This window comes from Prauserella muralis (genome assembly GCF_003202285.1).
Classification (GTDB): Bacteria; Actinomycetota; Actinomycetes; order Mycobacteriales; family Pseudonocardiaceae; genus Prauserella_B; species Prauserella_B muralis.
In genome coordinates, this window is sequence record NZ_MASW01000001.1 from 451,170 (window position 1) to 463,169 (window position 12,000).

The 12,000-nt window shown below is 70.6% G+C and carries 11 protein-coding genes; 4 read left to right on the forward strand and 7 right to left on the reverse strand.

The genetic code is table 11. From position 1 onward, the window contains the following. The first annotated feature begins 11 nt into the window (after window positions 1-11). From leuA to BAY60_RS03030, 3 genes are all read left to right on the forward strand, one after another. The gene (gene leuA, locus BAY60_RS03020) at window positions 12-1,796 is read left to right on the forward strand and encodes a 2-isopropylmalate synthase (RefSeq protein ID WP_112279279.1); all 1,785 of its coding nucleotides are present in this window, start codon (window positions 12-14) and stop codon (window positions 1,794-1,796) included. Between the two features lie 70 nt (window positions 1,797-1,866). Continuing rightward, complete coding sequence (locus BAY60_RS03025) at window positions 1,867-2,478, forward strand: DedA family protein (RefSeq protein WP_112279280.1); 612 nt, start codon at window positions 1,867-1,869, stop codon at window positions 2,476-2,478. Then, on the forward strand, window positions 2,426-3,391 hold the full coding sequence (locus tag BAY60_RS03030; protein WP_112279281.1) for a helix-turn-helix transcriptional regulator: 966 nt from the start codon (window positions 2,426-2,428) through the stop codon (window positions 3,389-3,391). The genes BAY60_RS03025 and BAY60_RS03030 overlap by 53 nt, the downstream gene beginning before the upstream one ends. Here BAY60_RS03030 and BAY60_RS03035 read toward each other — a convergent pair. Then, on the reverse strand, window positions 3,382-4,299 hold the full coding sequence (locus BAY60_RS03035; protein ID WP_112279282.1) for an SDR family oxidoreductase: 918 nt from the start codon (window positions 4,297-4,299) through the stop codon (window positions 3,382-3,384). The two genes, BAY60_RS03030 and BAY60_RS03035, sit on opposite strands and share 10 nt — an antisense overlap. Before the next feature lie 31 nt (window positions 4,300-4,330). Next, entirely contained in the window at window positions 4,331-5,239 is a 909-nt protein-coding gene (locus BAY60_RS03040; protein WP_112279283.1) for a LysR family transcriptional regulator, read from the reverse strand. 80 nt (window positions 5,240-5,319) lie between these two features. Here BAY60_RS03040 and BAY60_RS03045 point away from each other — a divergent pair, with 80 nt between their 5' ends. After that, window positions 5,320-6,210: an EamA family transporter gene (locus tag BAY60_RS03045; protein WP_112279284.1), complete on the forward strand. Its 891-nt coding sequence runs from the start codon at window positions 5,320-5,322 to the stop codon at window positions 6,208-6,210. A 6-nt stretch (window positions 6,211-6,216) separates the two neighbouring features. Here the strand turns inward: BAY60_RS03045 and BAY60_RS03050 are convergent, their stop codons facing one another. Genes BAY60_RS03050 through BAY60_RS03070 form a run of 5 tightly spaced genes read right to left on the reverse strand, consistent with a single transcriptional unit; the run spans window position 6,217 to window position 11,956 of the window. Then, window positions 6,217-7,260, reverse strand: a complete 1,044-nt coding sequence (locus BAY60_RS03050) for an ABC transporter ATP-binding protein (protein ID WP_112279285.1) — start codon at window positions 7,258-7,260, stop codon at window positions 6,217-6,219. Next, complete coding sequence (locus tag BAY60_RS03055; protein ID WP_112279286.1) at window positions 7,257-8,252, reverse strand: ABC transporter ATP-binding protein; 996 nt, start codon at window positions 8,250-8,252, stop codon at window positions 7,257-7,259. The genes BAY60_RS03050 and BAY60_RS03055 overlap by 4 nt, the downstream gene beginning before the upstream one ends. A gap of 7 nt (window positions 8,253-8,259) precedes the next feature. Then, window positions 8,260-9,240 carry an ABC transporter permease gene (locus tag BAY60_RS03060; protein WP_112279287.1) on the reverse strand — a complete coding sequence of 327 codons (981 nt, stop codon included), beginning with the start codon at window positions 9,238-9,240 and terminating at the stop codon, window positions 8,260-8,262. Window position 9,241: 1 nt separating this feature from the next. Beyond that, window positions 9,242-10,264: an ABC transporter permease gene (locus BAY60_RS03065; protein ID WP_112279288.1), complete on the reverse strand. Its 1,023-nt coding sequence runs from the start codon at window positions 10,262-10,264 to the stop codon at window positions 9,242-9,244. A 9-nt stretch (window positions 10,265-10,273) separates the two neighbouring features. Next, window positions 10,274-11,956: an ABC transporter substrate-binding protein gene (locus BAY60_RS03070; RefSeq protein ID WP_112279289.1), complete on the reverse strand. Its 1,683-nt coding sequence runs from the start codon at window positions 11,954-11,956 to the stop codon at window positions 10,274-10,276. Between the last annotated feature and the right edge of the window lie 44 nt (window positions 11,957-12,000).

The following is a 12,000-nucleotide window of genomic DNA, read 5'->3' on the forward strand; positions in this document are numbered from 1 at the left end:
CTGTCTTTCCGATGAGCACGCCCGATTCGCCTATCACCCCGTCCAGCCGCATCCGCACCCCGTCCCGGCAGGCGCCAGCGGACCAGCCGGGCTGGAACCCGCAGCGCGGGTCGTCCATGCCGTTCCACCGCTACCGGCCCTGGTACCGGCTGGTGGAGGACATCACGCTGCCCGACCGCACCTGGCCCGACAAGCGCATCGAGCGCGCACCGCTGTGGTGCGCCGTCGACCTGCGCGACGGCAACCAGGCGCTGATCGACCCGATGTCGCCGGCCCGCAAGCGCAAGTTCTTCGAGCTGCTCGTGCGGATGGGCTTCAAGGAGATCGAGGTCGGCTTCCCGGCGGCCAGCCAGACCGACTTCGACTTCGTTCGCGAGATCATCACCGAGAACGCGATCCCGGACGACGTCCGCATCCAGGTGCTGACCCAGTGCCGCCCCGAGCTGATCGAGCGCACCTTCGCCGCGCTGGAGGGCGCGCCGCGCGCCGTCGTGCACATCTACAACTCGACCTCCATCCTGCAGCGCAGGGTCGTGTTCCGTGAGGAGCGCGAGGGCATCAAGAAGATCGCGCTGCAGGCCGCGGACCTCGTCGTGGAGTACGCCTCGAAGTACTCCGACACCGACTTCCGGTTCCAGTACTCGCCCGAGTCCTACACCGGCACCGAGCTGTCCTATGCGGCCGAGGTGTGCAACGCCGTCACCGACATCTGGCAGCCCACCGCCGAGAAGCCGGTGATCCTGAACCTGCCCGCCACGGTCGAGATGGCCACGCCCAACGTCTACGCGGACTCGATCGAGTGGATGAACCGCAACCTCGAGCGCCGCGACGGCGTGATCCTGTCGCTGCACCCGCACAACGACCGGGGCACCGGCATCGCCGCCGCCGAGCTGGGATACCAGGCCGGGGCCGACCGGATCGAGGGCTGCCTGTTCGGCAACGGCGAGCGCACCGGCAACGTCGACCTGGTGGCGCTGGGCATGAACCTGTTCAGCCAGGGCATCGACCCCCAGCTCGACTTCTCCGACATGGACGAGATCAAGCGCACGGTCGAGTACTGCAACCAGCTGCCGGTGCACGAGCGCAGCCCGTGGGCGGGCGACCTGGTGTTCACCGCCTTCTCGGGCAGCCACCAGGACGCCATCAACAAGGGCTTCGACGCGCTGCGCGCCGCCGCGGAGAAGGCGGGCACGCCGCTGGAGGAGTTCCCCTGGGAGGTTCCGTACCTGCCGATCGACCCGAAGGACATCGGCCGCACCTACGAGGCCGTCATCCGGGTCAACTCGCAGTCCGGCAAGGGCGGCATCGCCTACATCATGAAGACCGAGCACCAGCTCGACCTGCCGCGCAGGCTGCAGATCGAGTTCTCGCAGACCATCCAGCGGCACACCGACGCCGAGGGCGGCGAGGTGGACCCGGAGACGATGTGGACGGCGTTCTCCGCCGAGTACCTCGAGCCGCGCACCCCGCTGGAGCTGGTGCGCCAGCACGTCACGGCCAACGGTGAGTACGCGCTGACGGCCACGGTGCGCGTGGACGGCGAGGAGCAGGAGATCTCCGGGCGCGGCAACGGCCCGATCGCGGCGTTCTTCGACGCGCTGAGCACGGTGGGATTCGACCTGCGGCTCATGGACTACAGCGAGCACACGCTGACGCCGGGCGACGACGCCAAGGCCGCCTCGTACATCGAGTGCGCGATCGACGACAAGATCTACTGGGGCGTCGGCATCGACCCCTCGATCGTCACCGCCTCGCTGCGCGCCGTCGTGTCGGCCGTCAACCGCGCTCACCGCTGAGCACCGGACGACGAGAACCCCTCGGGGACATCACTGAGGGGTTCTCAGTTCGCGCGGCGTTGGGCAGTACGTGGACGTCTCGACGGTCTCGTTGCTGGCCCTGTTCGCCATCTCGGTGGTGCCACTCGCGCCCACCGAGCTGACCCTCATCGGCATGGGGATGCTCGCGGCGCAGCAGGGCGGGTCCCTCGCGCCGGTGATCCTCGTCGCCACCGCGGGCTGCCTGCTCTGCGACGCCGGGCTCTACCTGCTCGGCAGGTACGGCGGCGGATCGTGGGTGCTCGACCGCGTGCGGAGGCGGCCGAGCGCGGAGGCCACCCTCGGCTGGCTCACCCGGCACGCCCGGCGGCGGCCGGTGGCGGTGCTGGTGGTGTCCCGCTGGCTGCCCGCGGGCGGCACGGCCGGTTCGCTGCTGGTGGGCTCGCTGCGCTGGCCGCGCTCGGTGTTCGCGGTGGCCTCGGCCATTGGGGTGACGCTGTGGGTGACCTACGCGGTCCTGCTCGGTTACCTCGGTGGCGAGCTGGTGCAGCAGCCGTTCGTCAGCCTCGGGGCGTCCCTCGCGGTGGCCGCGCTGCTCGCGGCCGTGGCCGCGGCGGTGCTGCGCCGCCACTCAGGGCATGATCTGCGGTATGCGAGCGGAACGGCTGGTGGCCCTGCTGTTCACCCTGCAGAGCCGGCGTAGCGCGACCGCGGCCGAGCTGGCGGAGGCGCTGGGTGTTTCCGAGCGGACCATGCACCGCGACATCGCCGCGTTGCAGGCCGCGGGCGTGCCACTGTGGACGGAGCCGGGGCGGCACGGCGGGGTGCGGCTCGTCGAGGGCTGGCGCACCCGGCTCGACGGGTTGACCTCGCGCGAGGCGGTGGCGATCTTCGCGATGGGCGTGCCGAGGGCGCTCGCCGAGCTGGGGCTGGGCAGCGCCGTGTCGGCCGCGCACGCGAAGGTGTCGGCGACCCTGCCCGCGCCCCTGCGCGAGCAGGCGCAGCACCTGGCCCAGCGGTTCCATCTCGACGCACCGGGCTGGTTCCGCGGCGAGGACGACGCCGAACACCTGGCGGCCGTCGCTCAGGCCGTGTGGGAGCAGCGGCGGCTCGCGGTCACCTACCGGCGCGGCGATGGGACGGTCGAGCGCGTGCTCGATCCGCTCGGGCTGGTGCTCAAGGCCGGGATCTGGTACCTCGTCGCCCGCACCGGCGAGGACCTCCGCACCTACCGGGTGAGCCGGATCGCGGGGATCGAGCAGCGGCCCGAGCGGTTCGAGCGGCCCGCCGACTTCGACCTGGCGAGCTGGTGGGCGGCCTCCTCGGCGCGGTTCGAGCGGTCGCTGAACCGCACGCTCGTGCGCGTGCGGCTCAGCCGGGGTGCGGCGCGGGCACTGCCGCAGCTGATCGACGCCGACCTGGCGCTGGCCGCGCTGGACGCGGCGGGGCCACCGGACGAGGACGGCTGGGTCGAGGCGGAACTGCCGATGGAGGAGCCGCACATCGCGGCGGGGCAGCTGCTCGGGCTGGGCACCGGCGTGGAGATCCTGGGCCCGCCCGCCGTGCGGTCGGCCTTCGCCGAGGCCGCACGGCGGATGGCCGAGCGTCACCGGTAGCCGGTGGGGTCGGCGGGCTTGCCCGCCTGCTGCACCTCCCTGACGTAGCGCCACCCGTCGGGCCTGCTGCCGTCGACGTCGTCGAAGTCGTAGATCTTGGCCAGCTGCCCGCTGTCGAGGGTCTGTCCCGCGAAGCGGCCGCGGTCGGGGTCGGCGGCCAGCGAGGCCACGGCCCTGCCGACGAAGGCAGGCGACTCGGAGATGCAGAAGTGCGGCTCCTTGGCCAGCGCGTCGCGCCAGTTCTCCTCGGTGACGCCGAAGCCCTCCAGCATGGCCTCCGAGCGCAGCCAGCCGGGTGTCATGGCCACGGCGGTGGCGCCGTACTCGCCCAGCTCGTGCGCCTGTGCCAGCGCCAGGTGGTGTGCCGCGGCCTTGGCGACGTAGAAGGCCAGCGACGTGCCGGCCCGGAACGTCGCGTTGATCTCGGCGGTGCCGTCGGTCATCTCCACCACCAGCCCGCCGGGCTCGCGGATCAGCAGCGGAAGCAGGTGGTGGCTGGTGATGATGTGCGAGTCGATGCCGAGCCGGATCATGCGCAACGAGGCGTCGAGCGAGTGCTCCCAGACCGGCTGCCCCCAGCCGAGGTAGTCGTCGCCGCCCCACAGCCCGTCGACGAGGATGTCGAGCCTGCCCTGCTCGTCGTCGATCCGCTCGGCCAGCGCGCGGACCTGGTCGCGGTCGAGGTGGTCGACCCGCACCGCGACGCCCCTGCCGCCCGCCTCGGTGATCCGCTCCACCGTGCCCTCGATGGTCTCCGGCCGGTCCACCTCGGACCGGTGCTGCCGGGACGTGCGGCCCGTGACGTAGACGTACGCGCCCCGCCTGCCCAGCTCGACCGCGATCGCGCGGCTCGCCCCCCGGGTGCCGCCCGCCACCAGTGCGACCTTGCCTGTGAGTTCGTCGTTCATGACCACCACGATGGCGGCGAACCCTGTCAGCTCACGGCATGGTTTCCCGGCCGACGTCCGCGGCCTGTTCCCGCAGGGCGGCCAGTACCGCCGCCACCGCGGGCCTGGCCAGCGAGCCGGGCCGCAGCACCGCCTCGACGTGGCGCGCCGCACGGATGCCGGCCAGCGGGCGGCGCAGCACCCGCCGGGTGTCCATCGTGTAGCGGGGCAGCAACGCGATGCCGTGCCCCGCGGCCACGAGTGCCTCGGTGATGCGAAAGTCGTTGATGCGGTGCGCGATCCGCGCCCGGACACCGGTGCGCACGGCCAGTGACAGCAGCACGTCGTCGACGGGGAAGCCGACGTCCACGCTGATCCAGCGTTCGGCGGCCAGCTCCGCGAGCTCCACGCGCTCGGCGCTGCCGAGCCGGTGTCCCGGCGGCAACGCCACGTCCAGCGGCTCCCGCAGCAGGTGGGCCACCTCCACGCGATCGGGGCCGAACGGCGCCGCGTGTTCGTCCCGGTGGGCCACGACGACGTCGAAGTCGGCGAGCAGGCCGGGCACCTCCGGTGGTGTCATGTCGACATCGCGGACCTCGACGTCGAGTCCCTCGCTCGCCTCGAACCGGCGCAGCAGGCCGGGCAGCAGCATCAGCGCGGCGGAAGGGAAGATCGCGAGCCGCACCCGGCCCCTCGGGGCGCTGCGGAACGCGTCCAGCTCGGCCTCCGCGCGTTCCACCGCCGCGAGCACGTCGTCGGCCCGCGACACCAGCGCGCGCCCCGCGTCGGTGAGCCGCAGCCCCCGCCCTGCCGGTTCGGTGAGCACCAGCCCGACCTCGGCCTGCAGCGCCCGCAGCTGCTGGGACACCGCCGACGGCGTGCAGTGCAGGGCCTCGGCCGCCGCGGTCACGCTGCCCCGGTCGGCGAACTCCCGCAGCGTCCTGAGCCTGCCGATGTCCATGGCGACAGTGAAGCAGATCTGCAAGGTCGTTGAACACTTTCTCGCTGGTCCTTCACGGTCGGACCGGCCAGGCTGGAGGTGTGGTTGTCCGGGACCGTCTGCTCGCCGCGTTCACCGCCCTGCTGTGGGGCTGCAACTTCCTCGCCATCCACGCCACGCTCACGCACTTCCCGCCGCTGTTCGCGGGCGCGTTGCGGTTCGTGGTGATCGCGATCCCGACGATGCTGCTCGTGCCGTGGCCGAAGGTGCGCCCGCTGTGGCTCATCGGGTACGGCCTCGGCTTCGGCACCCTGCAGTTCGCGTTCCTGTTCGTCGGCATGGCAGCGGGCATGCCCACCGGGCTCGCGTCGCTGGTGCTGCAGGCCTCAGCGCCGTTCACGGTCCTGCTCGGGGCGGTGTTCCTGCGCGAGCGGCTCAACTCCTGGCAGGTCACCGGGATCCTGCTCGCCGTGGCCGGGATGAGCGCGATCGCGTGGCAGCGCACCGAGCACGCCGCGCTGCTGCCGGTGATCCTGACGCTGCTCGGCGCGCTCAGCTGGGCGGCGGGCAACCTGTGCTCCCGGCAGGCCAGGCCCGAGAACCCCCTGCATTTCGCCCTGTGGATGTCGGTGGTGCCGCCGATCCCCATGTTCCTGCTGTCGCTGGTGTTCGAGGGACCGGCCCGGCAGTGGGAGTCGCTGACGACGATCGGCGACGCCTGGCTCGCGCTCGCCGGGCTCGCCTACATCGTGCTCGGCGGCACGGTCGCGGGCTCCGGCATCTGGACGACGCTGATGCGCCGGAACTCGGCCAGCTCCGTGGCGCCGTTCTCCCTGCTCGTGCCCGTGGTCGGCATGACGCTGTCGTTCCTGCTGCTCGGCGAGCGGCCCACCCTCGTCGAGGTGGCCGCGAGCGTGGTGGTGGTCACCGGCGTGCTGCTGGGCACCAGGGCACCCCGCGGCAGCCGGCGACCACAACCGGTTCCCACCTAGCGATTCCTACGACTGCGCCAGTTCTGGCTCGACCTCGTGCGGCGTGATCGTGCCGGCCAGGATCTCCTCCGCGTAGTGGCAGGCCACGCGGTGGCCCGAGCCGACCTCCCGCAACGGGGGCCGCTCGGTGTCGCAGCGGGCGGGCTGCCGCCACGGGCACCGCGTGTGGAAACGGCAGCCGCTGGGCGGGTTCGCGGGCGAGGGCAGGTCGCCGGTGAGCAGGATCTGCTCCCGCGTGTCCTCCACCTCCGGGTCGGGCACGGGGATCGCCGACAGCAGCGCCTTCGTGTACGGGTGCATCGGCCGCTCGTACAGCTCGTCCGAGCCGGCCTCCTCCACCAGCGAACCCAGGTACATCACCCCGATGCGGTCGGAGATGTGCCGCACCACCGCCAGGTCGTGGGCCACCACGAGGTAGGTGAGCCCGAACTCGTCCTGCAGTTCCTCCAGCAGGTTCAGCACCTGCGCCTGCACCGACACGTCCAGCGCCGACACCGGCTCGTCCGCGACGATCAGGTCCGGTTCCACCGCCAGCGCCCGCGCGATGCCGATGCGCTGGCGCTGCCCTCCGGAGAACTCGTGCGGGTACTTGCGCAGCGCGCTCTCCGGAAGTCCCACGGCGGCAAGCAGCTCCTTGAGCCGCTGGTGGGTGGCCTGCTTGCCCTTGTCGAGCCCATGTGCCCGCATGCCCTCCACCAGCAACGACTCCACGGACTGCCGGGGGTCCAGACTGGACATCGGGTCCTGGAACACCATCTGCATGCGGCGGCGCATCCGGCGCAGGTCCTCGCCCTTGAGCGTGGACACGTCCGTTCCGTCGAAGACGACGCTGCCGCCTGTCGGCTCGACCAGCCGCAGCAACGCCCTGCCGAGGGTGGTCTTGCCGCAGCCCGACTCGCCGACAAGGCCGTACGTCTCGCCACGCCGTACCTGCAGGCTGACCCCGTCCACCGCGTACACGTGGCCGACGGTGCGGTCGAGCAGGACGCCCCGCTTGATCGGGAAGTGCACCTTGATGTCGTCGACCGTCACGAGCACGTCGTCAGTCATCGGACTCCCTCCCCGGCCGTCACCGGGACCTCGACGGGGTTGTGGCAGCGCAGCATCCGCCCGTCGTCGGCGACCAGAGCGGGTGTGACGCTCCAGCACGGTTCGATCGCGTTGGGACAGCGGGGCGCGAACGCGCAGCCGTCCGCCCACGGGATGTTGTCCACCACCGAGCCCCTGATCGGCACCAGCCGTTCCCCGCGCGGCGCGTCCAGCCGCGGGATCGACTCCAGCAGCCCGTTGGTGTACGGGTGCCGGGGCGCGGTGAACAGCGCGTGCCGCTCGGCCCGCTCGACGATGCGCCCGCCGTACATGACGTTGACTTCGTCGCACAGGCCGGCCACCACACCGAGGTCGTGCGTGATCATGATCAGCGCGGTGTCGGTGTCGGCCACCAGCTCGGTGAGCAGGTTCAGGATCTGCGCCTGGATGGTGACGTCCAGCGCCGTGGTCGGTTCGTCGGCGATGAGCAGCCGCGGCCTGCAGGCCAGCGCGATCGCGATGAGCGCGCGCTGCCGCATGCCGCCCGACAGCTGGTGGGGGTACTCGTCGAGCCGCCGCGCGGGGTCGGGGATGCCGACCCGGTTGAGCAGCTCGGCCGCCTCCGACCGGGCCTGCTTGCGCGACAGCTCCCGGTGCCGCTGCAGCACCTCGGCGATCTGCACGCCGATGGGCACCACCGGGTTGAGCGAGGAGAGCGGGTCCTGGAACACCATGCCCAGGTCGCGCCCGCGCCGCTCGTCGAGCCGCCGCTGCGACAGGTGCAGCAACTCGGTGCCCTCGAACGACACCGACCCGGACACGTCGACGCCGCGCGAGGGCAACAGGCCCATGATCGCCAGCGACGTCACCGACTTGCCACAGCCGGACTCCCCGACAAGGCCCACCGTCTGGCCGGGTTCGACGTCGAAGCTGATGCCGTCGACGGCGATGGTCGGCTCCTCGCCCTTGCGGCGGAACACGACCGAGAGGTCACGAACTTCGAGCAGTGCCATGGCCGCATCACCTCCGCTGCCGGGGATCGAGGGCTTCCCGCATCGACTCGCCCACGAGCGTGAACCCGAGCGCCACCGCGATGATGCACGCGGCGGGCCAGAACGCCAGATGCGGCTGGCTGTCGAAGAAGTCCTGCGCGTTGCCGAGCATCTGGCCCCACTCCGGAGTCGAGTCGTCCGCCGCGCCGAGCCCGAGGAAGGACAGCGCGGCGGCGTCGAGGATGGCGATCGCGAGCACGAGCGTCGACTGCACGATCACCGGCCCCAGCGAGTTCGGCAGGATGTGCCGGAACACGATCGCCCTGCGTTTCACACCCAGCGCGCGGGCCGCGAGCACGTGGTCGCTCTCCCGCACGCCGAGCATCGTGCCGCGCAACAGCCGCGCGAAGATCGGGATCTGCACGATGGCGACCGCGATGATCACCGTGAACTGCGACTGCTGCGCGAACATCGCGCCGATCGAGACGGCCAGCAGCAGGGAGGGAATGGACAGCAGCACGTCGACGATGCGCATGACGACCGTGTCCACCCAGCCGCCGAACGCGCCCGCCAGGGTGCCGAGCACCAGCCCGCCGCCCAGGCCGATCACGGTGGCCAGCACGGCGACCATCAGCGTCTGCTGGGAGCCGAGCAGCATCCGGGAGAAGAAGTCCCGCCCGTACTGGTCGCCGCCCATGGGATGGCCCGGCTGTGGTGGCGGCAGCTGGTTGCGTGCCTGTACCACCTGGTCCTGGAGCAACCGCAGCCCGGGATCGTGGGGCGCGATGAACGGAGCCAGCAAGGCCAGCAGCAGGAACAGGCCGATGATCACTGCTCCCGACAGGAACATCGGGTTGCGCCGCAGCCTGCGCCACGCGGAGGCCGCGAGGCTGACTCCCGCGTCGGATTTCGGCCCGTTGCCGCCTGCCTGCGGCTCGCCCTCGGCCGTCGGCTTGTGCGCGGCCGTCGCGGCGAGCCGGTCGATCTTCGCCGCACGTGACGACGTCATCTCAGCCCACCTTCCCTGCCGTGCGGATGCGCGGGTCGATGGCGGCGTAGGACAGGTCGACGATGAGGTTGACCAGTACGTACGCCATCGCGGCCGCGATGATGACGACCTGCAGCACCGGGAAGTCCTTGCGTTCGAAGCCGACGGCCAGTGCCTGCCCGACGCCCTGCCAAGAGAACACCGTCTCGGTGAGCACCGCACCGGAGAGCAGGGCGCCGGTCTGCAGACCGACCGTGGTGACCACCGGCAGCATCGCGTTGCGCAGGATGTGCCGGTCGCGGACGATCCGCTTGGCCAGCCCCTTGGACCTGGCCGTGCGCACGTAGTCCTCGTCCATCACGTCCAGCACCGACGCCCGCGTGATGCGGAAGATCACCGCGAACGGGATCGACGACAACGCCAGCGCGGGCAGCAGCAGGTGCCGCAGTGCGTCGAGCGAGGCGTCCCACTCCCTGGTGAGCAGCCCGTCGAGGACGAAGAACCCGGTGACCCGGGTGGCATCGAGGCCGGCGCTCTGCCTGCCGCCGGTCGGCAGCCAGCCCAGTTTGATCGCCAGCAGGTACTTGAGCAGGAAGGCCAGGAAGAAGATCGGGATCGAGATGCCGATCATCGAGCCGACCACACTCGCGTTGTCGAACCAGCCGCCGCGGCGGCGTGCCGCGAGGTAGCCGAGCGGGATCGCGCCGATCAGCGCGATGACGATCGCCGCGATGCTCAGTTCGATGGTGGCGGGGAACCGCTCGAGGAACAGCTCCATCGCGGGCTTGCCCGGCGAGACACCCGTCGAGGTGCCGAAGTCACCGGTGAGCGCCCTGCCGAGGAACGCGAAGTACTGAACGAAGATCGGATCGTCGAGGCCGAGGGCCTCTCGTAGTTGGGCGCGGCTTTCCGCCGTGCCGCGGTCTCCCAGGAGGGCCGAGACCGGCCCTCCCGGGAGCGCCCGCAGCCAGGCGAAGAGCAGCACCGACAGCACCAGCACGACGAGCGCGAGTTGCAGCACCCGCCGGATCGTGTATCGGAGCACCGTTCTCGCTTATTCGGACGACGACATGCTGACCGGGGCGAACTCCTCCTTGGTCAGCGGGCTGGGCACCAGCCCCTGGACCTCGGGAGAGACCACGATCGCAGGCGGCGAGTGCGACAGCGGGATCGCGGGCAGGTACTCGGACATCAGCTTGCGGTTGATCTCCTGGTACTTGGCCTCGCGTTCCGCGTCGTCCACGGTGGCGTCCGCCTCGTCGATGGCCTTGGCGAGTTCGTCGCCCCACGGCGAGCCGGAGGTCCAGAACTGGTTCTCCGTGGTGCCGAAGAACGTGCCGATGAAGTTGTCCGGCGAGTTGTAGTCACCCGTCCAGCCGAGCAGGAACAGCTGGGCGTCGGCGACCTCCACCTGGTCGAGGTAGCCACCGGCCCACGGCTTGCTGATCGGCTTGACCTTGATGCCCGCCTGCTCCAGGTCCTCCTTGATCGCACCGAAGATCGCCTGCGGGTTCGGCATGTACGGGCGGGTGACCTGGCTCGGCCACCACAGCTCGACGGTCAGGTTCTCGTGCCCGGCCTGCCGGAGCAGCTGCTTGGCCTTGTCGGGGTCGTACGGGTACTCCTGCACGTCGTCGGCGTAGCCGTCGACCGTCGACGGGTAGAACTGCTTCGCGACCTCGGCCTTCTCCGGCATGACCGACGTGACGAGGCTCTGCCGGTCGATCGCGTAGGCCAGCGCCTGGCGCACCCGCAGGTCCTTCAGCGCCGGGTTGTTCTTCTGGGTGATGCCCAGGTACAGGATGTTGAACGGGTCCCGGATCATCAGGTTGTTGCCGCTGGACTTCAGCGCGTCCCAGTCGGCGGGTGCGGGGAAGTCGTAGCCGTCGATGTCACCGGCCTCGAGCGCCTGCTTGCGCGCGGTCTCGTCCTCGATGACCCGGAAGATCAGCTTCGACAGCTTGGCCTTCTCGCCGTGGTAGTCGTCGTTGCGCTGCAGCTCGATGGTGCCGTTGGCCTCGTCGTAGGAGACGAACTTGAACGGCCCCGTCCCCGTCGGGTGCGAGCGGGCGTACTCGGAGAAGACGAAGCTGTCGCCCTGCGCCTTGACGTCATTGGCCTTGTACTTGTCCATCGCCGCCGGGCTCTGCATGGCGAACGAGTCCTGGCTGAGCATCGTGGGGAAGCCCGCGGTGAACCTGGTCAGCTCGAGCTTGACCGTGGTCGGGTTCTCCGCGGTGCAGGACTTGTACAGCGACGGGTTCTTGCCGTCGGCGAAACCGCCGAAGTTCTCGATCCAGTAGTACGACAGCGCCGCGGTGGCCCCTGCGCCGGTCTGGTTGTACATCCGCTCGAAGTTCTTGCAGACCGCGTCGGCGTTGAAGTCGGTGCCGTCGTGGAACTTCACGCCCTCCTTGAGGGTGAAGGTCCAGGTCTTGCCGTCGGGCGTGGACTCCCATTCGGTGGCCAGCTCGGGCTCCAGCTCGGCGGTCCCGGGCTTGATCCCCACCAGGTTCTCGTACAGCTGCCTGGTGACGCGGAAGGTCTCGCCGTCGGAGGCGTAGAACGGGTCGAAGTTCGACGGGGCACCCGTGGCCCCGAAGACGAGGGTTCCGCCGTCCTGACCACCCCCGCTGTCGCGCTGGGATTCGGCACAGGCGGACAACGACACCGCGAGCGCGCCGGCCAGCCCGATCAGGACCGTGCGGCGCATTCGGGTCACCCGCAAGTGGAGCATGTTCGCACTCCTTGGAGAGAGCATCAGTTCGGTCGTGCCCTCGA